The organism is Escherichia sp. MOD1-EC6021 (assembly GCF_002965245.1).
GTDB classification, from domain to species: domain Bacteria; phylum Pseudomonadota; class Gammaproteobacteria; order Enterobacterales; family Enterobacteriaceae; genus Escherichia; species Escherichia coli_F.
In genome coordinates this window covers 20955-46863 of record NZ_PTRU01000020.1, presented here as the reverse complement: position 1 = coordinate 46863, position 25909 = coordinate 20955, and the positions used below count along the sequence as shown (strand labels likewise).

Annotated in this window: 23 protein-coding genes and 1 pseudogene; 3 read left to right on the top strand and 21 right to left on the bottom strand. The window is 52.2% G+C overall.

The annotated features are described in order from the left end of the window. Positions 1-50: 50 nt before the first annotated feature. From cynX to cynT, 3 genes are read right to left on the bottom strand one after another with little or no spacing between them, the layout of a single operon-like run. On the bottom strand, positions 51-1232 hold the full coding sequence (gene cynX, locus BEB54_RS20110) for a cyanate transporter CynX (RefSeq protein WP_105277180.1): 1182 nt from the start codon (positions 1230-1232) through the stop codon (positions 51-53). A gap of 5 nt (positions 1233-1237) precedes the next feature. Further along, on the bottom strand, positions 1238-1708 hold the full coding sequence (gene cynS, locus BEB54_RS20105) for a cyanase (RefSeq protein ID WP_105277179.1): 471 nt from the start codon (positions 1706-1708) through the stop codon (positions 1238-1240). A 30-nt stretch (positions 1709-1738) separates the two neighbouring features. Further along, positions 1739-2398 carry a carbonic anhydrase CynT gene (cynT, locus tag BEB54_RS20100; RefSeq protein ID WP_032183397.1) on the bottom strand — a complete coding sequence of 220 codons (660 nt, stop codon included), beginning with the start codon at positions 2396-2398 and terminating at the stop codon, positions 1739-1741. 109 nt (positions 2399-2507) lie between these two features. Here cynT and cynR point away from each other — a divergent pair, with 109 nt between their 5' ends. Further along, entirely contained in the window at positions 2508-3407 is a 900-nt protein-coding gene (gene cynR / locus BEB54_RS20095) for a transcriptional regulator CynR (RefSeq protein WP_032183396.1), read from the top strand. A gap of 120 nt (positions 3408-3527) precedes the next feature. Here cynR and codA read toward each other — a convergent pair whose 3' ends face one another. The 6 genes from codA to prpB all read right to left on the bottom strand — a co-directional run bounded on the left by codA (position 3528) and on the right by prpB (position 12301). Next, the gene (gene codA, locus BEB54_RS20090) at positions 3528-4811 is read right to left on the bottom strand and encodes a cytosine/isoguanine deaminase (protein ID WP_105277178.1); all 1284 of its coding nucleotides are present in this window, start codon (positions 4809-4811) and stop codon (positions 3528-3530) included. Beyond that, positions 4801-6060, bottom strand: coding sequence for a cytosine permease (gene codB / locus BEB54_RS20085; protein WP_000076243.1), 1260 nt, complete (start codon positions 6058-6060; stop codon positions 4801-4803). Before codB ends, codA begins: the two co-directional genes overlap by 11 nt. Before the next feature lie 516 nt (positions 6061-6576). Beyond that, positions 6577-8463, bottom strand: coding sequence for a propionate--CoA ligase (gene prpE, locus BEB54_RS20080; protein WP_105277177.1), 1887 nt, complete (start codon positions 8461-8463; stop codon positions 6577-6579). A 39-nt stretch (positions 8464-8502) separates the two neighbouring features. Continuing rightward, a complete protein-coding gene (gene prpD, locus BEB54_RS20075; RefSeq protein WP_105277176.1) occupies positions 8503-9954 on the bottom strand; it encodes a 2-methylcitrate dehydratase in 1452 nt (483 codons plus the stop codon). A gap of 33 nt (positions 9955-9987) precedes the next feature. Next, positions 9988-11157, bottom strand: coding sequence for a bifunctional 2-methylcitrate synthase/citrate synthase (gene prpC / locus BEB54_RS20070; RefSeq protein WP_001285909.1), 1170 nt, complete (start codon positions 11155-11157; stop codon positions 9988-9990). Positions 11158-11410: 253 nt separating this feature from the next. Continuing rightward, positions 11411-12301: a methylisocitrate lyase gene (gene prpB, locus BEB54_RS20065; protein WP_000052178.1), complete on the bottom strand. Its 891-nt coding sequence runs from the start codon at positions 12299-12301 to the stop codon at positions 11411-11413. Positions 12302-12539: 238 nt separating this feature from the next. Here prpB and prpR point away from each other — a divergent pair, with 238 nt between their 5' ends. After that, positions 12540-14126, top strand: coding sequence for a propionate catabolism operon regulatory protein PrpR (gene prpR / locus BEB54_RS20060; RefSeq protein WP_039021050.1), 1587 nt, complete (start codon positions 12540-12542; stop codon positions 14124-14126). Positions 14127-14223: 97 nt separating this feature from the next. Here prpR and yahO read toward each other — a convergent pair whose 3' ends face one another. Beyond that, positions 14224-14499 (bottom strand): DUF1471 family periplasmic protein YahO, encoded by a 276-nt coding sequence (yahO, locus tag BEB54_RS20055; RefSeq protein ID WP_000691948.1) that lies wholly within the window; start codon positions 14497-14499, stop codon positions 14224-14226. A gap of 184 nt (positions 14500-14683) precedes the next feature. Here yahO and BEB54_RS20050 point away from each other — a divergent pair, with 184 nt between their 5' ends. Beyond that, entirely contained in the window at positions 14684-15316 is a 633-nt protein-coding gene (locus BEB54_RS20050) for a LysE family transporter (protein WP_039021049.1), read from the top strand. A gap of 16 nt (positions 15317-15332) precedes the next feature. Here the strand turns inward: BEB54_RS20050 and BEB54_RS29000 are convergent. The 11 genes and pseudogenes from BEB54_RS29000 to BEB54_RS20005 form a co-directional block, all read right to left on the bottom strand. After that, a pseudogene (locus BEB54_RS29000) lies at positions 15333-15573 on the bottom strand (hypothetical protein). Then, positions 15543-15725 (bottom strand): hypothetical protein, encoded by a 183-nt coding sequence (locus tag BEB54_RS29975; protein ID WP_439218385.1) that lies wholly within the window; start codon positions 15723-15725, stop codon positions 15543-15545. Before BEB54_RS29975 ends, BEB54_RS29000 begins: the two are co-directional and overlap by 31 nt. 220 nt (positions 15726-15945) lie before the next feature. Further along, complete coding sequence (locus tag BEB54_RS20045; RefSeq protein ID WP_001353421.1) at positions 15946-16761, bottom strand: hypothetical protein; 816 nt, start codon at positions 16759-16761, stop codon at positions 15946-15948. 242 nt (positions 16762-17003) lie between these two features. Further along, positions 17004-18053, bottom strand: a complete 1050-nt coding sequence (yahK, locus tag BEB54_RS20040; RefSeq protein ID WP_039021048.1) for an NADPH-dependent aldehyde reductase YahK — start codon at positions 18051-18053, stop codon at positions 17004-17006. 86 nt (positions 18054-18139) lie between these two features. Next, positions 18140-19096, bottom strand: a complete 957-nt coding sequence (locus BEB54_RS20035) for an ABC transporter permease (protein WP_032302512.1) — start codon at positions 19094-19096, stop codon at positions 18140-18142. Continuing rightward, positions 19093-20064, bottom strand: coding sequence for an ABC transporter permease (locus tag BEB54_RS20030; protein ID WP_032183379.1), 972 nt, complete (start codon positions 20062-20064; stop codon positions 19093-19095). The genes BEB54_RS20035 and BEB54_RS20030 overlap by 4 nt, the downstream gene beginning before the upstream one ends. Further along, the gene (locus BEB54_RS20025; protein WP_123059749.1) at positions 20057-21541 is read right to left on the bottom strand and encodes a sugar ABC transporter ATP-binding protein; all 1485 of its coding nucleotides are present in this window, start codon (positions 21539-21541) and stop codon (positions 20057-20059) included. The genes BEB54_RS20030 and BEB54_RS20025 overlap by 8 nt, the downstream gene beginning before the upstream one ends. A gap of 48 nt (positions 21542-21589) precedes the next feature. Then, on the bottom strand, positions 21590-22573 hold the full coding sequence (locus BEB54_RS20020) for an autoinducer 2 ABC transporter substrate-binding protein (protein ID WP_001042116.1): 984 nt from the start codon (positions 22571-22573) through the stop codon (positions 21590-21592). A gap of 253 nt (positions 22574-22826) precedes the next feature. Continuing rightward, a complete protein-coding gene (locus BEB54_RS20015; protein ID WP_123059751.1) occupies positions 22827-23237 on the bottom strand; it encodes an ASCH domain-containing protein in 411 nt (136 codons plus the stop codon). Between the two features lie 296 nt (positions 23238-23533). Further along, a complete protein-coding gene (locus BEB54_RS20010; RefSeq protein ID WP_105277174.1) occupies positions 23534-24916 on the bottom strand; it encodes an amidohydrolase family protein in 1383 nt (460 codons plus the stop codon). 9 nt (positions 24917-24925) lie between these two features. Then, positions 24926-25876 carry a carbamate kinase family protein gene (locus tag BEB54_RS20005; protein WP_105277173.1) on the bottom strand — a complete coding sequence of 317 codons (951 nt, stop codon included), beginning with the start codon at positions 25874-25876 and terminating at the stop codon, positions 24926-24928. Between the last annotated feature and the right edge of the window lie 33 nt (positions 25877-25909).

Genomic DNA, 25909 nt, shown 5'->3' with positions numbered 1-25909 from the left:
TCTACGTAGGCCGCATCCGGCGTAAACAAAGCGTAGGAACGAGCGTCGCATCATGCCTCTTTGACCCACAGCTGCGGAAAACGTGCTGGTGCAAAACGCAGGGTTATGATCATCAGCCCAACGACGCACAGCGCATGAAACGCCCAGTCCATCAGGTAATTGCCACTGATACTACGCAGCACACCAGAAAACCACGGAGCAAGCCCGGCAATGATAAAACCGATCCCCTGCATAAACGCCACCAGTTTGCCAGCAATAGCCGGTTGCGCAGAGTGATCGAGCGCCAGCAGCAAACAGAGCGGAAATGCGCCACCCAGACCTAACCCACACACCATTGCCCACAATACCGGCAATTGCAGCGGCAGCCAGATAAAGCCGCAGAAACCCACCAGTTGTAACGCCAGTGCCAGCATTAATAGTTTGCGCCGATCCTGATGGCGAGCCATAGCAGGCATCAGCAATGCCCCTGCGGCTTGACCAAGCGTCATCAACGCCAGCAAGGAACCGCTGTACTGCGCGCTGGCACCAATCTCAATATAGAAGGCGGGTAACCAGGCAATCAGACTGGCGTAACCGCCGTTAATCAGACCGAAGTAAAGGCCCAGCGTCCACGCGCGGGGAGTGAATACCACGCGAACCGGAGTGGTTGTTGTCTTGTGGGAAGAGGCGACCTCGCGGGCGCTTTGCCACCACCAGGCAAAGAGCGCAACAACGGCAGGCAGCGCCCACCAGGCGAGTGTTTGATACCAGGTTTCGCTATGTTGAACTAACCAGGGCGTCAGGGCGGCACCAAGTCCACCGCCGCCCATCAGAGCCGCGGACCACAGCCCCATCACCAGTGGCGTGCGCTGCTGAAACCGCCGTTTAATCACCGAAGGCATCACCGCCTGAATGATGCCGATCCCCACTCCACCGAGCAGTGCGCTGCTAAGCAGCAGCACACTTTGAGGGTAAAGCTCTCGCATCAATGCGCCGACGGCTATCAGCAACAAACTGATGGCGACGCTGCGACGTTCGCTGACATGCTGATGAAGCCAGCTTCCGACCAGCGCCAGCCCGCCCATGGTGACCACCGGCAGAGCCGTCAACAGGGCAGCCACGCTAAAGCTCATTCCGCTCGCCTGGCGCAATTGCGGTAGCAGTGGCCCGACGGAGGTGAGCAGTGGTCGCATATTAAGACCAATCAGCACCAGAACCAGCAGTATCGTGAACGTCTTTTGATGGTCGCGCATGGTTGTCAGAACGGTTTGGTCGGCAGATATTTGCCATCTAAGGTGATGACCGCGCGTTCGCCACCTTCCGGATCCGCCACTTTCTTAACGTCGAGTTTGAAGTTAATCGCGCTGATAATGCCATCGCCAAACTTCTCATGAACCAACGCTTTCAGGGTTGTGCCGTACACCTGCAACATTTCATAGAAACGGTACATCGTTGGGTCGGTTGGAACACGGTCATCAATGCAGCCACGCAGTGGAATCATCTGCAACAGTAGAATGGCGTCTTCGTCGAGATCCAGCTTCGCCCCGACCAGGCGGGCGGCGTCGGCAGGAAGCGCCTGCTGACCCAGCAAAGCCGCGGTCACAAAGGCTTCTGCCAGCCCGGTGCCGTCGGCAATCTCGGCAAATGTGAGATCTTTTTTAGCTTTGCTGAGCAAAATAGCATCGGCAAGATCAAGACGAATATTGCGGTTAATTTGCGACTGAATCATGGTGAATCTCCTGATGGTTTAAAAATAAGGTTACGCTGCGGTCGGTTGGCGTAGCGGTATGGCACAAACGCGAGGATTAGCGGCCAGTGGCACAAACTGGCGGGTTGCGCCGTCAAACGCTGCGATGCTGCCGCTTTCAATGTCGTAGACCCAGCCGTGCAGGGCGATCCGCCCCTCTTCGAGCGCCAGGCGCACCGATGGATGAGTTTGCAAATTAGCCAACTGAGCAATGACGTTTTCACGTACCATCGCCGCAGCTTTTGACGCTAAATCGGAATGCGGGCGCGCCTCATTAACGACGCGAGCTGAATCGGCATAACGCAGCCAGTGGGAAACAGCAGGCATATGGTCCATGCACTGACAGCTGGCAATGGCAGTCATCGCGCCACAGTTGGAATGACCGCAAATCACAATGTCAGATACCCGAAGCGCAGCGACGGCATACTCCACCGAAGCAGAAACGCCACCAGGTTCCGGTCCGTAGGAAGGGACGATATTGCCCGCGTTGCGAATCACGAACAGATCGCCAGGTTCGCGTTGCGTCACCAGCTCAGGGACCAGACGGCTGTCGGAGCAGGAGATAAAAAGTGTGCGCGGGCTTTGCTGTGTCGCCAGCTGTTTAAACAAGGCTTCCCGCTCAGGAAATGCCTCGCGCTGGAATTTAAGGAATCCATCAATAATCTCTTTCACCGTTAACCTCTGTCTGTCTCTGGAATGAGAGGCAGACTACTCGCCGATTGCCATAAGGTAAAAGACTCATTTATGATGAGTTCTATTGGATTTACTTATAGGTTGGCGAATGCTCTCTCGACATATCAATTACTTTCTTGCCGTGGCTGAACATGGCAGCTTCACCCGTGCCGCCAGTGCGTTGCATATCTCCCAGCCTGCGCTTTCCCAGCAGATTCGCCAGTTAGAAGAGAGTTTGGGCGTACCGCTGTTTGACCGTAGCGGGCGAACGATTCGTCTCACCGATGCGGGAGAAGTCTGGCGACAGTACGCCAGCCGTGCGTTACAGGAACTGGGGGCGGGTAAACGGGCGATTCATGATGTTGCCGATTTGACGCGAGGATCGCTGCGCATCGCCGTCACCCCCACCTTCACGAGTTACTTTATCGGCCCTTTAATGGCGGATTTCTATGCGCGTTATCCCGGCATCACGCTCCAGCTACAGGAAATGTCACAGGAGAAAATCGAAGATCTGCTTTGCCGCGACGAGCTGGATGTTGGGATTGCCTTCGCGCCGGTTCATTCGCCGGAACTGGAGGCAATACCTTTACTGACAGAAAGTTTAGCGTTAGTCGTGGCGCAACATCATCCACTGGCAGTCCATGAACAGGTGGCGTTGAGTCGCTTGCATGATGAAAAACTGGTACTGCTCAGCGCGGAATTTGCCACCAGAGAGCAAATTGACCACTACTGCGAGAAAGCGGGGCTACATCCACAGGTGGTGATAGAGGCGAACTCAATTAGCGCAGTTCTGGCGCTGATTCGCCGCACTTCCCTTTCCACATTGTTGCCAGCAGCGATTGCCACACAACATGACGGGCTTAAAGCTATATCCCTTGCCCCACCGTTACTGGAGAGAACGGCGGTTTTGTTGCGGCGGAAAAATAGCGGGCAGACAGCCGCCGCAAAGGCATTTTTGCAAATGGCGTTGGATGAATGCGCGGTTGTTGGCGGGAATGAATCACGGTAGCCGCTGACACAGGTCAGCGGCTGGAATTGCCTGATGCGCGACGCTTATCAGGCCTACGAGTTCAGTGCAAGGCGTTCACGCCGCATCCGGCATAAACTACGCTCGCTGCAACCCAGCCGATTACCGTTTGTAATCGATGGCTTCCGGCTGCTCCAGATACACGGTGGTTTGTGCCGGTTGCGTGGTGGCAATCACCTTACCACCACGTACCGAATAGCGTACCGGAACCTGACGGCGCAGCGCATCAAACCCATTTTCAGCCGGCAGGATAATCAGGTTAGCGCTGTTTCCGGCGACTATGCCGTAATCCTGCAAATTCAACGTCCTGGCGCTATGGTGGGTGATTAAATTCAGGCCGTCGTTAATCTGCCCGTAGCCCATCAACTGACAAACATGCAGCCCCATATGCAGCACTTGCAGCATATTCGCCGTTCCCAGTGGATACCACGGATCGAAGACATCATCGTGACCAAAGCAGACGTTAATGCCGGACTCCAGCATCTCTTTAACGCGCGTAATACCGCGACGTTTTGGATACGTATCGAAACGCCCTTGTAGATGAATATTGACCAGCGGGTTGGCGACAAAGTTAATACCGGACATTTTCAGCAAACGGAACAGGCGCGAGGTATACGCCCCGTTATAGGAGTGCATTGCCGTGGTGTGGCTGGCGGTGACTCGCGCGCCCATGCCTTCACGGTGAGCCAGGGCGGCAACGGTTTCGACAAAGCGCGACTGTTCGTCATCGATCTCATCACAGTGAACATCGATGAGACGGTCGTATTTTTGCGCCAGGGCGAAGGTTTTATGCAGCGACTCCACGCCATATTCACGGGTAAATTCAAAATGCGGAATCGCCCCCACTACGTCAGCCCCTAAGCGTAATGCCTCTTCCAGCAACGCTTCACCGTTGGGATACGACAAAATCCCTTCCTGCGGGAAGGCGACGATTTGCAGATCAATCCACGGTGCGACTTCCTGCTTCACTTCCAGCATCGCTTTTAGCGCAGTCAGGGTTGCATCCGAAACATCGACATGGGTACGCACATGCTGAATACCGTTGGCAATCTGCCATTTCAGCGTTTGCCAGGCGCGTTGTTTCACATCGTCATGGGTTAATAACGCTTTGCGCTCGGCCCAGCGTTCAATACCTTCAAACAGCGTGCCGGACTGATTCCAGTTCGGTTGCCCGGCGGTTTGCGTGGTATCCAGGTGAATATGCGGCTCCACAAACGGCGGTAAAACTAAACCTTGTTCGGCATCCAGGCTGTTTTCAGTTATGGGCATCACGCCGGATTGCGCATCAATGGCGCTGATTTTTCCGTCGTGAAGATGAATCTGCCACAGCCCCTCTTTGCCTGGTAACCGGGCGTTAATAATTGTTTGTAAAGCGTTATTCGACACTGTTAGCCTCCACATGCGTCATTGCTGCTGTCGTTTTACGATTCAAAATCGGGTTAAGGATCAGATAGCTCAGCGCGCCACCTAATACCGCGTTGACCGGAACAATGCCCGGTAACCAGTGGCCTGCGGCAATCCCCAGCGCGACAGCCAGAATCGCCACCCAATTGACACTCATCATACGCGTGGTCGCAAAGTGCTCATAGCGGCGACGGTTCATCAGATAGTCAGCGATGATCACGCCACCCACCGGAGGAATAGCAGCCGAAAGGAAGGTTAGCCAGCCGACAAAATTGTTATACAGCCATAGTGCGCAGACCGTGCCGATAATACCGTTGATTACTGAAAGAGTTTTGCTCGACATACCGGTAATATTGGCGAAACCTAAACCCGACGCATAGAGTGCGTTATCGTTGGTGGTCCAGATATTCAACCCCAGCACCACAATCGCGGGCAGCAGCAGGCCCTGAGCAATCATCACATCAGAGATATCCGCCATCCCCAGTGCCGCAGCGCCTGCCGCACCGAAAATAAACATCAACGAGTTGCCGAGGAAAAAGGCCACCATCGCCACCAGCACCGCCAGTTTGGCATTGCGACCAAAGCGGACAAAGTCAGCGGTGAGCGTACCCGCACTGATAAATGACCCCACAACCAGCGCCAGCGCGACATTGAAATCTAGCGGTTGTGCGGGAACGACCGCTTTTAATGCCTCCAGGCCGCCCATGCCGTTAACGGCCAGCCATACGGAATAACCGCCAAGGCAGGCAATCGCCGGAACCGCAATCACCGAAAGTACCGTCAGCGCCGAAATGCCAAAGAAGACGGTGACGGTCATCAGTAAACCGGAAACGGCAATCAGCAAATTAATATCCAGCCCGGTTGCCTTGCCCACCGGAATAGCAAACATCGCCACGCCAACACCAAACCAGCCGACCTGAGTGCCGCCCAGCAGCAGTGAAGGCAGCCATGAGCCTTTAACACCAAACGAGAAGCGAGCAAGAAGATGGGTGGTCAGGCCGGTTTTTGCGCCAATGTAACCAAGAAATGAAGTGTAAATACCGAGGAGAAGATTACCGATGAGGACTGCGAGGAAGAAATCATGATAGCTAAGACCGGTTCCGAGAGTGCCGCCGGTCCACATACTGGCGGAAAAGAAGGTTAATCCCAGCATGACGAACGTCAATGCCAATACCCCTTTCCGCGCCGACTGCGGGACTGGCCCCTGGCTAAAGTTGTTATCTTGCGACACGAAATTCCCCCTTTTTGCTGTTTGAAACCCAAAAAATCCGCCGCATTCTATTCATCTGAAGATAAAAAGCAATCGTTTTCGTGGGGGAATATATTTTTTATATGGATGAATGTGGAAAAGTGGATAAAAACTTATTTGAGAAAAAATGGGTACGCATGATAAGACACGCCTGCGTCGCATCAGGCATTGGTGCATGGTGTCGGATGCGGCGCGTGCGCCTTATCCGACCTACGGTTCAGGCCTGTAGGCATGATAAGACGCGTCAGCGTCGCATCAGGCATTGGTGCACGGTGTCGGATGCGGCGCGTGCGCCTTATCCGACCTACGGTTCAGGCCTGTAGGCATGATAAGACGCGCCTGCGTTGCATCAGGCATCTACGCATAGCTGTCGGATGCGCCGCGTGCGCCTTATCCGACCTGCGGTTCAGGCCTGTAGGCATGATAAGACGCGTCAGCGTCGCATCAGGCATTGGTGCACGGTGTCGGATGCGCCGCGCGAGCACATCCGACAACACCTTACTCTTCCATCGCCTGGCGGATCTGATCCAACGACGCAGGATCATCAATAGTCGTCAGATCCCCCGGATCGCGTCCTTCACAAATCGCCTGGATCGTGCGGCGCAGCATTTTTCCGGATCGCGTTTTTGGCAATTGCGAGACAAACCAGACGTGCGCCGGGCGGCCAAAGTTGCCAATCTGGCTGTCTACCAGCGCCATAATCGCCTTCTCTTGCGAGTGCGCCATCTCACGGTCTTCAAGACTGTCGCTTTCTTTCGGAATGACAAACGCCACCGCCACCTGCCCTTTCAGTGCATCTTTCACCCCAACCACCGCCACTTCGGCAACGCCCGGATGACTGGAGATACTCTCTTCAATCTCGCGCGTCCCCAGCCGATGCCCGGCAACGTTAATCACATCGTCAGTGCGCCCGAGAATAAAGTGATAACCGTCAGCATCGCGGATGCCCCAGTCAAAGGTGGCGTACACCGGACGGGAAAACAGCGACCAGTACGTCTTCACAAAACGGTCGTCGTCGCCCCAGATGGTCTGAATACAGCCCGGCGGCAATGGCCCTTCCACCACCAACATCCCTTTCTCATTGACGCCGCACGGTTCGCCGGTGACTTCATTGAGCAACTGCACGTTGTATCCATACATCGGCACGCCGGGGCTTCCCAGACGTGTCGGCCTGTCGTCCAGACCGCGAGCAATCGCCATAATCGGCCAGCCGGATTCGGTCTGCCAGTAGTTGTCGATGACCGGCACATCCAGCGTATTGCTCACCCAACTGGCAGTCGGCTCATCCAGCGGTTCTCCCGCCAGATAGAGCACTTCCAGCGACGAGAGATCGTGTTTGCGAATTTCAGCGGTAGGGAATTTTTTCAGCACGCGAATGGCGGTCGGCGCTGAGAACATCCGGCTAACCTGATATTTCTCGACGATTTTCCACCACACACCGCAGTCAGGATAAGTCGGCAATCCTTCGTAAACGATAGTCGCCATCCCCGCCAGCAGCGGCGCGTAGACGATATACGAATGCCCCACTACCCAGCCGATATCCGACGCACAGAAGAACACACCGCCCGCTTTGCCACCAAAAATGGTGTCCATTGAGGTCGCCAGCGCCACCGCATAACCGCCGACGTCACGCTGTACACCTTTTGGTTTGCCGGTCGTGCCGGAGGTGTAGAGAATGCAGGAGGTTTCGTTGGATTCCAGCCACGCCACCGGCACCCGCGCGCCGATGTGCTGATGGCGCAATGACGCGAAATCGACATCCCGTCCGGTAACGCGCGCCATTTTCGCCAGCCCGCGATCCACCAGCAAAACGTGGCGCGGCTGATGCTGCGCCTGACTTATCGCATCGTCGAGCAATTTTTTATAAGGAATGATTTTGCCACCGCGCGCTCCGGCATCTGCCGAGACAATCAGCACCGGTTTAGCGTCATCAATCCGCGCAGCCACGCTGTGCGAGGCAAATCCACCAAACACTACCGAGTGAATAGCGCCAATGCGCGCGCAGGCCAGCAGGGTAATATGCGCTTCGGCAATCATCGGCATATACACCAGCACCCGATCGCCACGCCGTACGCCCAGTGAGCGCAGCATTGACGCCACCGCGTTCACTTCGTCATGCAACTGGCGAAAGGTAAAGGTGCGCTCTTCTTCTGTTTCCGAAGAGACGGCAATTAATGCCAGCGCCTCTGGCTGTTTCTCCAGCCAGCGGTCGATGGCGTTATGACACAAATTGGTTCGGCCTTCACAAAACCAACGGGCAAACGGCGGATTGCTGTGATCGAGCGTTTGCGTAAAGGGCGTCTGCCAGTCAATACGCCGGGCCTGCTCGGCCCAGAATTGCTCCGGTTCGTTAATCGAACGCTGATAAAATTCGCTAAAAGACATAATGCTCTCCTGTTGAACTTACGCCTTACCGCCGTTTACTTAAATGACGTACAGGTCGAGATACTCATTGACCGGCATCTGTTCCAGGCGAGCTCTGTCGAGAGAAACCTCCAGAATGCGCTGCTGCTGTCGAGTCGGGAACTGGCGCGCGAGGTTGATTTTGAATTTATCGACCAGTTTTGGAATACCGTCCTGACGGCGGCGAGCATGACCAATTGGGTACTCCACCACCACTTCTTCAAAGCGCGTGCCGTCGGTGAACTCAAGGGTTATGGCATTGGCGATGGCGCGTTTTTCCGGGTCGTGGTAGTCAGTGGTAAATGCCGGATCTTCAAAGCAATTGATCTTCTCGCGCAGGGCGTCGATGCGTTTATCTTGCGCGACGTTGTCTTCGTAATCTGCTGCCGTTAAGCGCCCGAACAACAGTGGGATCGCCACCATATACTGAATGCAGTGGTCGCGGTCAGCCGGGTTATTGAGCGGCCCTTTTTTGTCGATGATGCGAATACAGGCTTCGTGGGTGCGAATGGTCACTTTTTCGATATCCGCCGCCGTTTTGCCTGCTGCCTGCATCTGTTCATAGAGCGTCATCGCCGCTTCAACTGCCGTCTGGGAGTGGAACTCCGCCGGGAAGGAGATTTTGAACAGCACATTCTCCATGACGTAAGAACCGTACGGACGCTGGAAGCGGAACGATTCACCTTTAAAGGAGACGTCGTAGAAGCCCCATACCGGCGCGGTCAGGGCTGACGGGTAACCCATTTCGCCCGTTTTCGCCATCAGTGCCAGACGTACCGCGCGGGAAGTGGCATCGCCCGCCGCCCAGGATTTACGCGTGCCGGTGTTCGGCGCATGGCGGTAGGTGCGCAGCGACTGTCCGTCTACCCATGCCAGCGAAACGGCGTTGAGGATTTCATCACGGGTCAGGCCAAGCATTTCGGCGACCACGGCGGTGGAAGCCACTTTCACTAACAGAACGTGGTCGAGGCCGACGCGATTAAAGGAGTTTTCCAGCGCGATGCAGCCCTGAATTTCATGGGCTTTAATCATTGCGGTCAGCACCTGTTTCATGGTCAACGGCGCTTTGCCGCTGGCGACCGCGTTGCGTGAAAGCCAGTCTGCCGTTGCCAGAATGCCGCCGAGGTTGTCGGAAGGATGGCCCCACTCCGCCGCCAGCCAGGTATCGTTAAAATCGAGCCAGCGAATCATCGCGCCGATGTTAAATGCCGCCTGGACGGGGTCGAGCTGGAACTGAGTTCCGGGAACGCGCACGCCGTTAGGTACGACGGTGCCAGGAACAATTGGCCCCAGCAGTTTTTTACAGGCCGGGTATTCGAGAGCTTCCAGACCGCAGCCGAGAGTGTCGAGTAGGCAGTAATGGGCGGTGTCGTAGGCCACTCTGGAGCTGATTTCGTAGTTCATGACGTAATCGACGATATCAACGATTTCACGGTCGAATTCCGGGCGGATGTTGTTGATTTGAGCTGACATTGGGTACGTTTCCTTCTTGTTATTCGTAGAGGTTTACTGGCGCTTATCCAGCGCGACAAACTGGCGGTCTTCAGGGCCAACATAATTGGCGGAAGGACGGATAATTTTGTTGTCCTGACGTTGTTCGATAATGTGCGCCGCCCAGCCGGTGACGCGGGCGATAACAAACAGTGGCGTGAACATCTCGGTGGGAACGCCCATCATGTTGTAGGAAACAGCGGAGAACCAGTCGAGATTGGGGAACATCTTTTTGCTCTCCCACATCACCGTTTCCAGGCGATCGGCGATGTTGTACATCTTCAGCGAGCCGCCTTCCTGCGAGAGCTGCTTCGCCACACGTTTGATCACCTGATGACGCGGGTCGGCGATGGTATAAACCGGATGGCCAAAACCAATCACCACTTCTTTGTTTTCAACCCGCTTGCGGATATCGGCTTCGGCTTCGTCCGGCGTTTCGTAGCGTTGCTGGATCTCCAGCGACACTTCATTCGCCCCGCCGTGTTTCGGCCCGCGCAGTGCGCCAATCGCGCCGATAATCGCTGAATACATGTCAGAGCCGGTGCCCGCAATCACCCGGCTGGTAAAGGTGGAGGCGTTAAACTCGTGTTCGGCGTACAGCACCAGCGAAATATGCATCGCCTTTTCCCAGCTTTGCGACGGCTTTTCGCCATGCAGCAGATGCAGGAAGTGACCGCCGATGGAGTCGTCATCGGTTTCCGGCTGAATGCGTTCGCCGTTGTGGCTGTAGTGATACCAGTAGAGAAGAATCGAGCTCAGCGACGCCAACAGTTTGTCGGCAATATCACGCGCGCCAGAGACGGTATGCCCCTCTTTTTCTGGCAGCGTGCAGCCGAGCGCGGAAACGCCGGTGCGCATAACATCCATCGGGTGCGACGCCGCCGGTAAGGCTTCCAGCACGGTACGCACGTTAGCCGGTAAACCGCGCAGGGCTTTCAGTTTCGTTTTGTAGGCGGCGAGTTCGTCACGGGTCGGCAGTTTGCCGTGGATCAGCAGATGCGCCACTTCTTCAAATTCGCAATGTTCCGCCAGGTCAAGAATATCGTAGCCGCGGTAATGCAAGTCATTGCCACTTTTACCCACGGTGCAGAGCGCCGTATTGCCCGCCGGAACGCCAGAAAGTGCCACAGATTTTTTCGGTTTAATGACATGGGTGCTGTTTTGCAGGATCGTTGTGTCGCTCATGTTGTCCTCGTCATTGTTATCATTTGTAGGGTCGAGAATGTTGTCGGATGCGACGCTATGCGTCTTATCCGACCTACAGTTCAGTTCATCCCGTAGGCCTGATAAGCCGCGTCAGCGACGCATCAGGCATCGGTTGTCGGATGCGACGTCATGCGTTTTATCCGACCTACAGTTCAGTGCACCCCGTAGGCCTGATAAGTCGCGTCAGCGGCGCATCAGGCATCGGTTGTCGAATACAACCAAAGGGCGTTTTTTATTTCGCCTGGCTACGGGCAAACAGGTCGTCGAGCTTCTCTTCGTACTGGTAGTAGTTGATGCTTTCATACAGCTCGTTGCGGGTCTGCATGGTGTCGATGACGCTTTTCTGCGTGCCTTCCTGGCGCAGGACGTTGTAAACATGTTCAGCGGCGCGGTTCATTGCGCGGAAAGCAGAAAGGGGATACAGCGCCATTGCGACATGGGCGCTGCGTAATTCGTCGGTGGTAAACAGCGGTGTTGCGCCAAACTCGGTAATGTTGGCAAGGATTGGCACCTGCACCGCATCGGCAAACTGGCGGTACATGGCGAGTTCGGTAATTGCTTCCGGGAACAGCATTTCGGCACCCGCTTCAACATAGGCCTGCGCACGCTCGAGCGCCGCATCCAGCCCCTCTACCGCCAGCGCATCGGTGCGCGCCATGATCACAAAATCAGGATCGGTTTTCGCATCCACCGCCGCGCGGATCCGATCCACCATTTCTTCTTTTGAAACGATCGCTTTGTTCGGGCGATGACCGCAGCGTTTTGCTCCAACCTGATCTTCAATATGTAAGCCCGCCGCACCGGCTTTAATCATCGATTTCACGGTGCGGGCAACGTTAAAGGCCGAAGAGCCAAAACCGATATCCGCATCCACCAGCAGCGGCAGCGAGCAGACGTCGGTGATACGACGAATATCAGTCAGCACATCATCAAGAGTAGAAATACCGAGATCCGGCAACCCCAGCGAACCTGCCGCCACACCACCGCCGGAGAGATAAATCGCCTGATATCCGGCACGCTGCGCCAGCAGCGCATGGTTGGCGTTAATGGTGCCAACAATCTGCAATGGATTTTCTTTAGACAGTGCAGCGCGAAACGCTTTACCTGGAGAGTGTAGAGACATAGCCCATCCTTTGTTATCAACTTGTTATTTGCGTTGATAAACTCAAAGCAAGGGGTGTGCCACAATTACCTAGATGAAATTAAATGTTTTATTTCAATTTGTTAGAGAAAAAGTCATGAAGTAATCCGCAAATATGCGTTTCAGTTAACGTTTCAGGCAATGTTTCACCGCGTTTCATTGCAACAATTATGAAACAAGGCTAAACCCAATATTCGGTTTCTTAACTTTGCGGTGCGCTATGGCACATCCACCACGGCTGAATGACGACAAACCGGTGATCTGGACGGTATCGGTAACGCGCCTGTTCGAGCTGTTTCGCGATATCAGTCTCGAGTTTGATCACCTGGCGAATATCACCCCTATTCAGCTTGGCTTTGAAAAAGCGGTGACCTACATCCGCAAAAAACTGGCCAGCGAACGCTGCGACGCCATCATTGCCGCTGGCTCTAACGGTGCGTACCTGAAAAGCCGCCTGTCGGTACCGGTGATTCTGATAAAACCGAGCGGCTACGATGTGTTACAGGCGCTGGCAAAAGCCGGAAAACTCACCTCTTCTATCGGCGTTGTCACCTATCAGGAAACCATTCCGGCACTGGTAGCGTTTCAAAAAACCTTTAATTTGCGCCTCGACCAACGTAGCTACATTACCGAAGAAGACGCACGCGGGCAGATTAACGAGCTAAAAGCCAACGGCACCGAAGCGGTGGTCGGCGCGGGGCTGATTACCGATCTGGCAGAAGAAGCCGGAATGACCGGAATTTTTATCTATTCTGCCGCCACCGTGCGCCAGGCATTTAGCGATGCGCTGGATATGACGCGCATGTCGTTACGCCATAACACTCACGATGCCACCCGCAACGCCCTGCGTACTCGTTACGTGCTGGGCGATATGCTCGGTCAATCACCACAGATGGAACAAGTACGGCAGACTATTTTGCTGTATGCCCGCTCCAGTGCGGCGGTGTTGATTGAAGGGGAAACGGGGACGGGCAAAGAGCTGGCGGCCCAGGCGATTCATCGGGAATATTTTGCCCGCCACGATGCGCGACAGGGCAAAAAGTCGCATCCTTTTGTTGCCGTCAACTGCGGGGCGATTGCTGAATCTCTGCTGGAAGCGGAGCTGTTTGGCTATGAGGAAGGAGCGTTTACCGGCTCGCGACGCGGAGGCCGCGCCGGGCTGTTCGAAATTGCCCACGGCGGTACGCTGTTTCTGGACGAGATTGGTGAAATGCCGCTGCCGTTGCAGACCCGGCTACTGCGGGTGCTGGAAGAAAAAGAGGTCACCCGCGTCGGCGGGCATCAGCCTGTTCCGGTGGATGTGCGGGTTATTAGCGCCACTCACTGCAATCTCGAAGAGGATATGCAGCAAGGGCGTTTTCGCCGTGATCTGTTTTATCGACTGAGTATTTTGCGTCTGCAATTGCCGCCGCTACGCGAGCGGGTGGCGGATATTCTGCCGCTGGCGGAAAGCTTTTTGAAAGTGTCACTGGCGGCACTTAATGCGCCGTTTTCTTCCGCGTTACGTCAGGGATTACAGGCAAGTGAAACTGTGCTGTTGCGCTACAACTGGCCGGGAAATATTCGTGAACTGCGCAATATGATGGAACGACTGGCGCTATTTTTAAGTGTGGAACCAACGCCGGATTTAACGCCGCAATTTTTGCAGTTGCTACTGCCGGAACTGGCGCGCGAGTCGGCGGAAACTCCCGGTCCATGCTTACTGACGCCACAACAGGCACTGGAGAAATTTAATGGCGATAAAACAGCCGCGGCGAATTATTTAGGTATCAGCCGAACGACATTCTGGCGGCGGCTGAAAAACTGAAATGCCGAATCCAGCGCGAACGCCTTATCCGGCATAAATTTCAATAGATGATCACCGATAAACTTACGCATCGGGCATGTTTACATGGGGTGCAGAATTATTTCTTCTTATAAATATTTGCCGTGCCGTGGATCTTATTGTCAGTTTGACCAGAGGTCAGCACCAACACATCTGCCCCTTTTTCATCCGCTTTTTTGATCAGATCTTCTTTCGCATCTGCAGTCGACATTTCATTACTGGTTGAAATATCACCTATTTTTTCATATTGCGATGCAACTTTTTCAAATTCCGCTTTGGTCATTAATTCTGCGGCATAAACGTTGGTAACGGCAAACGCTAACGCACCGATTAACATTTTAGAGATTATTTTCATATTACGGCTCCAGAGTTGTTATCAAACTATCACCCACCCATATTATTGGGTTGATTAATAATTAGTTCAGTCAGGGCATAAACGCCAGTAACCGGAAATAAGACACTTTGTGATCTCTCTCGCATCCGATTACTTTTTGTAGAAATATGATGAAGTTACTTCACTTATTTATGGATGAAATCACATGGATCCCTTGCACGCCGTTTACCTGACCGTAGGACTGTTCGTGATGACTTTTTTTAATCCGGGAGCCAATCTTTTTGTGGTGGTACAAACCAGCCTGGCTTCCGGTCGACGCGCAGGAGTGCTGACCGGGTTGGGCGTGGCACTGGGCGATGCGTTTTATTCCGGGTTGGGTTTGTATGGTCTTGCGACACTCATTACGCAGTGTGAGGAGATTTTTTCGCTTATTAGAATCGTAGGCGGCGCTTATCTCTTATGGTTTGCGTGGTGCAGCATGCGCCGCCAGTCAACACCGCAAATAAGTACACTACAACAACCGATTAGCGCCCCCTGGTATGTCTTTTTTCGCCGTGGATTAATTACCGATCTCTCTAATCCACAGACCGTTTTATTTTTTATCAGTATTTTCTCAGTAACGTTAAATGCTGAAACACCAACTTGGGCACGTTTATTGGCCTGGGCGGGAATTGTGTTCGCATCAATTATCTGGCGAGTCTTTCTTAGTCAGGCGTTTTCTTTGCCCGCTGTGCGTCGTGCTTATGGGCGTATGCAACGCGTTGCCAGTCGGGTTATTGGTGCAATTATTGGTGTATTCGCGCTACGCCTGATTTACGAAGGAGTAACGCAGCGGTGAGCAGATAATTTACTCTCTACGTAATCAACCTGATTTGCCGAATCCCGCTCATCGGCGATGATATCCCCCGTAATGCGTGGTCCTTATTTCCGATAAGTTTACTTGAGTCTTTAGCTTCCCATTTCAGCCCACTCTCCCCTGTGTGGGCTTTTTTCATTTGTCTGCTTCAGTGAGTAGCTGGCAATGCTCCATCCACTCTGCAAGGATGATAATAAGAGGATCTGATTCAGAAGAGTTTTGAAAAATTGGACCGCCATCGAGGCCTCGAACCCCGTACCATACAACAATCCTGGTTGTCGTCTGCTCTTCCTGATGAGCTAATGGCGGTTTGTGATATGAGCCTTACAGCATATTGTCTGTCAGGCTTGAGTGCGATGCGTAAGATACAGAAAAGACCCCACACAAACATGATGGAATTATGATTTTTTTCATATGAATGTCAACCAACACATTCATAAAACACTCGCACAAGTTCACTTTTTAAGCAACATGACGCCGATCACAACAAAATATCGGCGAAAAAGGAGGGTAAATGCCATTTGACGTAGAGATAAGCAGATGAAATGATTACCCGCTTTGCGATTCACTCTCTGATGGAATAACAAATTGGAGATGGAAAAGTTTCTAAACTAAAGAGTGTAGCGTATTTTAACGTGCTTATTTACAGGATAATATTTGTCACCTAATTCCTGCACTCTATTAGATACCCATTGATTTAATCGTGCATCATCTCTGTATGTTTTCACGTTCAGAACGGAGAGCAATAACATCACTAGCGATTCAGGAAAAACAGGGTAAATATTTTTTAAGTGCAATAATAATTCATACGCAAGCGCCTGCTTAATAGGTGCGTCTGCATCCGGAATGCGCGACATTTCGCGAAGCCATTTTTCTACATGCTCACATTCTTTCCCTTCACGGAAAAGTCTCAACAAAGGCATATGGTGCTCAAGAAGAATGCATTTGCAATCTGTTCGTACTGAATCGATAAACTGCACTAATTTCTTAAGTCCGGTGAAGCGTCCGGCATGGATATTCTCTTTAATATCAAGAAACACGTCATCCTGATCATATACCCAAACGGTCCCTTTTTGATTTTCAAGTATCCGAAAAACAAACTTAATCGGGTAATCAGGGTAATCCACCCAGTCATAAACTCCAGGGAAATCATTAAACTGCACATTTATGGTAAGCGCATTGTCGGCTGCCCACTCGCAATCTCGTACGGCAGCCATGAGATAAATGAGTTTATCATCATCGACTAAATCATCACGACAATCATAAGGATAATCATAGTATTGTTTAATCAAAACCTTGAATATATCGACACAAGAAACCAGTGTACTTCTGATATCTTCAGGTAACTGATTGTTTTTAAACGTATTGTGTACGCTTTGTTTCGTATATAGCAACAAATTATTGTGCGGCGCTTTTAATGGTATCATTGCGATCTCTCTTAAATAAAAATAAACGTCGCAGATAATAAAGCCCTGATTAAACCAGGCACTATCAGAAATCGCTCATAACTAATATATGCAGCATTGTGTACTGGAGGGAATTAATTTAACAATTTGAATTTACATTATAGATTTTACTGCTACTTTGATAGTATTTCGCCCTTCTTAACTAAAAAGTTAAGTGGAGGGCGAAATTAATATGTTAAATCATAGAGCATTTATTAATTTTTTCAGTCTGTTAGTGTGCGATTATCGATAACAAAACGATATTTCACATCACCACGTAGCATTCGCTCATAGGCTTCATTAATTTGATCGGCCCGAATCATCTCTATATCAGCCACGATGCCATGTTCGGCGCAAAAATCGAGCATCTCCTGAGTTTCTGGAATGCCGCCAATCATAGAACCGGCTATCGCACGGCGTTTCATGATCAGGTTGAAAACTTCCGGCGATTTATGCGGTGTCGCAGGCGCACCAACCAGGGTCATGGTGCCATCGCGCTTCAGCAAGGTGGTAAAATCATCGAGATTATGTGGCGCAGCTACGGTATTCAAAATGAAATCGAAACTCTTCACATGAGCCGCCATCTCATCGGCATTGCGCGAGTTAACAACTTCATCGGCCCCAAGGGCTTTTGCCGCTTCGCGTTTTGACTCAGACGTGGTAAATGCCACTACATGCGCCCCCATCGCGTGGGCCAGCTTTATCCCCATATGCCCCAGACCGCCAATGCCAACCACGCCCACTTTTTTACCCGGCCCGGCCTGCCAGTGACGCAGCGGCGAGTACGTGGTGATCCCTGCACACAATAAAGGCGCCACCGCCGCCAGTTGCGCTTGCGGGTGACGAATACGCAGAACATATCGCTCGTGAACGACAATCTGTTGTGAGTAGCCGCCCAGCGTATGGCCCGGTTCGTCCGGCGTCGGCGAGTTATAGGTGCCGGTCATGTGATCACAGTAGTTTTCCAGCCCGTCTTCACACTCTTCGCAATGTTTACAACTGTCGACAATGCAGCCGACACCGACCAGATCGCCCGGCGCATATTTTTCTACCTGATCACCAACGGCTACCACGCGCCCTACAATTTCATGGCCCGGCACGCAGGGATAAACCGTCCCCGCCCACTCGGAACGGACCTGGTGGATATCGGAATGGCAGACGCCACAGTAAGCGATTTCAATTTTGACATCATGCGGTCCCGGTTCACGCCGGGTGATATCCATCGGTTCCAGCGGTTGTTTAGCGGAATATGCACCAACAGCTTTGATCTTCATTGTGTTTACTCCTGATTAGCTATGTGTATTTGGCGATGCCTGAAATGCCATCGCAGCAAAACGCGTCCATTGAATATAGCCAATATTTAAACCACCCGATCCAGCCCCAACATGCCGCGAGCCTGAATGAAACAGAGCAGCAACGTTCCCCATAAGGCCATCGTCAGGTAGGGGCTTATCCCGAGAATATTGAAGCCGCTTTCAATAATTTGCAGAAGAAACAGCGCCAGCACCATACCAATTATCCGCCCGCTGCCGCCGTCCGGATTAACCCCGCCGAGTACTGCCGCGAGGATTGACACCAGCAAGTACGATTCGCCATAAGAGGCCTTAGCCGAGTTGAGTTTCGACATCATCAAAAATGCCGCTACCGCACAAAGCAAGGCGGAAATGACATACACCCATATCAGCACCCGACGCGTGTTAATACCGGAGTAAAGTGTTGCTCGTTCGTTAGAACCAATCAGATAAATGGATTTACCGAGCGGCGTTTTCTCCAGCAATATCCACAGCCCCAGCGCCACTGCGGTAAACAACCACATCGGTAGCGGAATACCGAACCACTGTGCATGATTCAACCACAGCACCCATGAGGGATAATTGGCAATGGCGCTACCGCCTGTCACCAGAATATTTACCCCTTTGAGCAACGTCATCATCCCAAGCGTTGCAAGAATTGGCGACACTCGAATACCGGCAATCAATACGCCATTACATAAACCAATTATCACCGCCGCACCAGCGCCCGCCAGCAGCGTAGCGACAACCGTAGTAATACCCGGCGGATACTGAGTCGCCACCCACGCCATCACCAGTGAACAGGCGTTAGCGGTAGCAATAATTGACAAGTTAATGCCGCCACAAAGCATGGTCACCGCCATAGCCAACGCCAGAATGCCCAGCACGGGCATTTGCGAAGCGACAGACTGGAAGTTACTTATCGACCAGAAAATCTCCGGCATAGTAATGCTGAACGCGGCAACAGTTAGCACCAGCAGGCCGATCAAATAAAACTCAACGTTATTACGCCACGATTTTTTCATAGCAGACTCCGGTTCTGATGCTGACTCCACGCCGTGGCACTAATGCTGGCAACGATGATGATGCCTGTGATCAATGTTTGCCAGTAAGACGAGACTCCCAATAAATTTAGCCCGTTTTGCATCACTGCCAACAACACCACGCCGAGCAAAGTACCGGTTAACGTGCCGCGCCCGCCGAGCAAACTAGTGCCGCCAAGCACCACCGCAGCCAGTACTGTCAGCTCATAACCCAGAAGAGAATCGGGGGCGACAGTCATCACCGTCCACGACTGCACTACACCCGCAGCACCAGACATCAATCCCATATAGCCGTAAACGAAAAGTTGCAGTTTCAGCACGCTAAAGCCGATGCGACTGGCTGATTCACGGTTCCCGCCAAGGGCATAAATTTTGCGCCCTACACTGGTGAAATTCATGATAAACGCTGTCAGCAGCACCACCGTAATCATGGCGATCAGCGGCAGACCAAGGCCATAGTCATAGCCGTCAACATCGGTGTACTTGAACAACATTACCCCCTGCTCAAACCACGGCGGAAAGTCGTACAGCCACACACCTTTACTCAACCATAACAGCAGGCCATAGAAAATATTCAGCGTCGAAATGGTGATGATGATAGAAGGCACCCGTAGGCGATTAACCAGTAAGGCGTTTATTAAGCCAAGTAAAATGCCGATGCCGCCCGCCAGGGCAAACGCGACAGCAAAGTTGCCACCCATTTTTTGTAGCAACAGCACCATGCCGTATTGCGCAATGATGGTCATTGCTGGAAACGAAATATCAATTCCACCGGAAATTAACACCACAAACAAACCACAGGCGAGAATAGTCAACATGGCATAGTTATTGGCGAGATCGTACAAATTACCGAATGTCAGAAACTCGTCGCTGCGCCAGGCAAGGCCAACAAACAGCACTATAATCAGTAATGCCAGCCAGAATTCATGGCGTTTTTTCAGTTCAGCCATTTACCACCTCCGCAATCCTGGCCTGAGAACTGCTGTCAGGCAGGAAGCTATGGGTGATCTGACCTTTTTGCATTACCAAAATCCGGTGGCTTTGATACCACGCTTCTTCAATTTCATCGCAGATCATCAATACCGCAATGCCATGAGCCGCCAGATCGCTGATAATGCCGTATATTCCTGCTTTGTTGGCGATATCAACACCGACAGTCGGGCTATCGAGAATCAAGAGTCGTGGCCCAATCGCCAGCCATTTGGCGATCGATACTCGCTGCGCGTTACCCCCGGAAAGCGTATTCACCGGGAGATGTGGGTCAGAGACTTTGATGGTCAATGCCTTAATTAGCCTGTCCACCAGGTCACGCACTTTAGCTTCACTCAGAAAGCCGAAGCGATCTTTTACCTTGTGAAAAACAGTGCTAATGATGTTGTCTTCAATAGATTGCGCCATCACCAAACCGCGCGACATGCGATCTTCCGAAACATAACCAATACCGTGGCGGATGGCGTCCTGGTTACTATGCAGTGTAACCGGCTGACCGTTGATGAGGATCTCACCAGTATCCGCTCGGGTCATACCAAATAGACTCAGACATAATTCCGTGCGCCCCGCACCAAGCAGGCCAACAATCGACACCACTTCGCCCGCTTCCACCCGCAAGTTAATATTTTGATATTCCCCATGACGACTTAAATTACGCACCTCCAGCACTGGGGTGCTGGATTTTCCCTGCCACAACTCTCGCACCTGATATTCAAACTCCTGGCCGGTCATCAGGAAACCGAGTTGTTTTGTGGTCATCTCTGCAGCCGGAAAGGTCCCGACCAGCTCACCATCTTTCAACACTGAAATACGGTCGGAAACTTCCATCACCTCTTCCAGACGATGACTGACGAAGACCACGCAGATCCCGCGTTCCCGCAATTGATGCACCACCTGTAATAACCCTTGCACTTCCTGATGGGTCAGCGAAGCGGTTGGTTCATCCATCACGATTAAACGTGCATCCTGCGCCAGTGCACGGCAAATTGCCACCAGCTGACAGCGGGCAATTGAAAGCTCAGAAACGAGCGTATCCAGTGGCAATGTGACGTTAATACTGGTCATTGCCGCCTGCGCCACCTCACGCAGACGACGTCGGTTAACAAACAGTCCGTGGTGATAGTGATTCACGGCGATATTCTCCCAGACACTCAGGTTAGGAAATAAAGAGAGGTCCTGATAAATCACCTGAATCCCCTGCGCCACCGAAGCGGCGGGTGTCAGCTTTGACCAGTTTTTCCCACCAAGCGTAATTTCCGCCCCCTCATCCGGGCGATAAACACCGGACATAATTTTAATCAACGTCGATTTACCACAGCCGTTTTGCCCGGCAAGGCAGTGCACCTCACCCGGCATAAAGTCGAGAGAAACATCGCGCAGCGCTCGCGTAGCATGAAACGTTTTGTTGATATGACGAAGGGAAAGGAAGGTTTCCATAGCATCCCCTGGCAATAAGAATCGGGGCTTTCGCCCCGAAGAAATGGATTAATAAAGTGAGTCAATATTGTCTTTGTTGACCAGTAATACCTTATGGAAACGGATAATTCGCTTATCCATATCTACGTCGGCCTTACCGAGATTCTCCATTTCTAATCCAGGTTTGATCTCTTCACCCTTCAGCAACGTGCTGGCGACGGCCGCGAGTGCGTAACCTGCAGAGGCCGGATCGTAAGTAATCCCTTCGGTGATATCACCACTTTTAATCAGTGATGCCGCCTGTGAAGGGATCATCATGCCATAGACTGCGACTTTATTTTTCGCCCGTTTCTCTTTCACCGCACGTCCCGCGCCAATCGGACCGTTTGAACCAAAGGAGACAACCGCTTTCAAGTCAGGATAGGTTTTCATGAGGTCCAGTGTGGTACGACGTGAGTCATCCACACTCTCGGCAACCGGCATGCGGCGGGTAACTTCATGCATATCCGGGTAATGCTCTTTCTGGTATTTCACCAGCAAGTCAGCCCATAAGTTATGCTGCGGCACGGTCAAACTACCCACGTAAATCACATAGCCGCCCTTGCCACCCATGCGTTTCGCCATATGTTCAACATATTCAGCGGCAAATTTTTCGTTATCAATGATTTCGATATCCCAGTTAGCACTTGGCTGACCGGGGGATTCGTTGGTCAGAACCACAATTCCGGCATCTCGCGCTTTTTTGAATACCGGTTCCAGCACGTTGGCATCGTTTGGCACAATTGTAATTGCATTAACCTTACGGGCGATTAAATCCTCAATGATTTTAACCTGTTGCGGAGCATCAGTACTTGAAGGCCCCACCTGTGACGCATTAACACCAAAGGCTTTACCCGCCTCGACCACACCTTCGCCCATGCGATTAAACCACGGCATACCATCGACTTTAGAGATATTCACCACGACTTTTTCCGCGGCCTGGAGCGGCGAGGAAATTAGCGCAGCGCCTAATAACAGCGAAGACACCATATTGATAACAAAACGTTTATTCATCATTTCAGCCTCATTGCAGGGTAGTCAGGAAGTGTTCGCCCAAATTAGCGCGCTGGAGAGAATAAGAATTTTCGAATATTTTAATGCAGAATAAACAGCCCTATTTCAGGCAGCTATTAAAAATTTGGTTATAAATATGGACAAAATGGGCAGCAACAATAAGTGTGACATTCATCACGTAAAAAATAGTAAAACAAACACAATTAGCGATACTTTATGTTTGCGAGCTTATTTCGCGTAGAAAAATAGTTATCTACACAACGTCAATGAGGGCATATTCTTCAAAAATAACGTCCATTTCGGGTGAATAGCTTCCCTCTGCCTGGAAAAAACGACGGTGTTCATGGCGCCAATATTCAAGACTAAGATCACCTTCACCTTCCTTGCGGGCAATCTCTTCGGTGACATCAGAAAAGCGCAGTAAATGCAGGCCAATAACTCTGATAACACACACAGGCTCACCACGGCTATTTTCTACAATCTTATACTCGCCAATCATCGGAAATGCGTTGTCTTCAATACATCCTGCCAGCGAACCACAGGAAGCAGTTTTAACACCAGTTGCAATCAACGTTGCGAGGTAATCGGCCAACGCTGCTGAATCGCCAAAACTACAAAAGGAAGCATGGGGATATTTTTGTGAGATTTTTTCTTTTATGGTCATGAGAATATTTTCGCGATTACGGAAAAAAATCACATCTTAATTACTGTTGATAACCATCAGCAAGAGGATCATTGGTTTTTCTATGTTTAATCTTTTTTATCTGAAGCAGGTCACATTTATGGCTTGATAAATACCTTTGTTAAAACTCACTTTTGTGTATTTCTCTCAAATAATCCCCTGGAAATTATGCCGGGAGATTATAAAGTTCAGGATCATTCATTAACAAACCATTCCCGCCCCACTCCCTGGGGCTTAAATCTCTTACTATTCACCGTTGCAGGCGTTTCAAATTCGTATCAACCTGCCACACTCCCCCACACCAGTTGCCCTTTATGGAACGTTGCGGTTCTCGGCGAGATACGCGCCACCGCCTCGGCGGAACAGGAGGCGTCCACCAGCACAAAGCTGGCGTCATCCTGCGCTTTAGGCCAGACGCGCTCGCCTTTTTCGTTGAGCGGCAATACATCACCAGTGGCTAAAAACAGCGAGCGGGACAAATTCTGTTCGTTAGGACGAATATAGAGCTGCGCGTACAGATTGGCTTTTTCCAGCATGTCGCCCAGGCCGTAAGGCGACCAGTGGTCGATAACGCTGTCGGTGCCGGTCATCACTTTTACGCCTTTGTCGTGCAGCTGTTTGAGCGGCATATGCAACGTGCCAATCGGCACCGTCGAGGCGATCGAGATTTGCTGCGCCGCCATCCGGTTCGCCAGTTCATCTACTTGTTGCTCGTTGAGGGTAGCCAGCGCAAAGGCGTGGCTGATGGTCAGCTTGCCTTTTAGCTGCGGCGTTTTCTCCACTGTTTCAACCATATAATTGATGGCTGCCACGCCCGCCGGAGTGGTTTCGTGCAGATGAATATCGACGCCTTTGTCGTAGTCCAGCGCAATCTGGAACATGGTGTCGAGGGATTTTTCCATCGCGCCATCAACACTGGTCGGGTCCAGCCCGCCGACGTAATGCGCGCCTGCCTGCATTGCTTCACGCATCAAGGGTTCCGATTTCGACAGCAGCAAACCGTGCTGCGGGAAGGCGACGATTTCACACTCGAAGCCCGCCTGACGTCGCGCCAGCACCGCCTGCAAATTTTGCAGATTTTTCAGGCCGGAAACCGGTTCGATATTGCAGTGGCTGCGGGCAATGGTGGTGCCTTTCGACTGCAATAAATCGATCAGTTTTTCTGCCCGCTCCTGCGTGTACGGTTGTAACTCCGGCAGCATTTTCTGCTCGAGTTTGATCATGTCCTGGATGGTGGTGCCTGCCGGGCGATTGAGCGAGCGCCACGGTCCGCCGTAAAAGGTTTTGTCGAGATGAATATGCATGTCGCGAGTAGTGGGCAGCATCAGCTTACCGCCAGCGTCATATTGCGGCAGCGTGGCGTCCGGATGCTGCTTGTTCTCATGTAGCGCAACAATTTTACCGTCCTGAATCTCCACGGTCTGGCGCGCCGTGCGGGTCTGCACCGCCACACCGTTTTCGTAGTCAAAACCGGTTTCCAGCAGCACGTTATCAAGATAGTAATGCGGGTCAGTGATTTTCATGGTGTTATTCGCGTCGCAGTGGGTTGTGCCAGAGACCTCCGCATGGGCGAATGGCACAGAGGTACCAAACAGCGCGGCGGCGGTGACCATCTTACCGCTCTGGCTCAGAAATTCACGGCGGCTATTGTTTTTTTTCATCTTACGTCCTTACGTTTTAATAATATGGGTGCCCGTTTCGCCACGCAGCGCCGCGGGCAGGCATTCCGGCGTGGTGATAATCACTTCTTTACCGCCCTGTTCCAGGAACGTCAGGCTGGCGATGATTTTTGGCAACATGCTGCCTGGCGGGAAATGCCCTTCCTGCATATAGCGGGTCATGGTGGCAATATCCACCCGATCCAGCGCCTGCTGCTGCGGTTTGCCAAAATGAATACACACTTTTTCCACGCCAGTGGTGATCACCAGAATGTCGGCGTGAATTTCGCGAGCCAGCAGCGCGGTAGAGAGATCTTTGTCGATAACCGCGTCCACGCTTTGGTAATCCCCCGCTTCGCTGCGCACCACCGGAATTCCACCGCCGCCCGCGCCAATTACCACAAAGCCTTGTTGGATCAGCGCCTTAATGGCAGGTGCTTCGACAATACGTTGCGGTTCCGGCGAGGCGACCACGCGGCGATAGCCCCGTCCGGCATCTTCAACAAAACGCCAGTCAGGGTTTGCCTTTTGTAATTCGTTACGCTGGCTTTCACTGAAGAATGCGCCAATGGGCTTGGTGGGGTGAGCAAATCCCGGATCGTTTTTATCCACTTCCACCTGAGTCACCACGGTGACGGCTTTTTTCTCGCCGTGGCGCGCCAGCCGATTGTTCAGCGCCTGTTGGATCAAGTAGCCAATGCCGCCTTGCGTATCTGCCACACAGTTCGCCAGCGGCGTTAAGGGCAGCCCTTCGCGCTCGTGGGCAATCTCCGCACGGCGTAGATCCAGCCCAACCTGCGGCCCGTTGCCGTGGGTCAGCACAATGTCGTAATCGGAAGCCAGCATTTCCAGCACCGTATCGGCCACGGCTTTCACCGCCTCCGCCTGATGCTCAATCGACTGGCTGGCGTTATCTTTGATAATGCTGTTGCCACCAATGGCAACGACCACAAGTTCTTTCATGTTGTTATGTCAGCTACAGAGGGTGATGGGGTT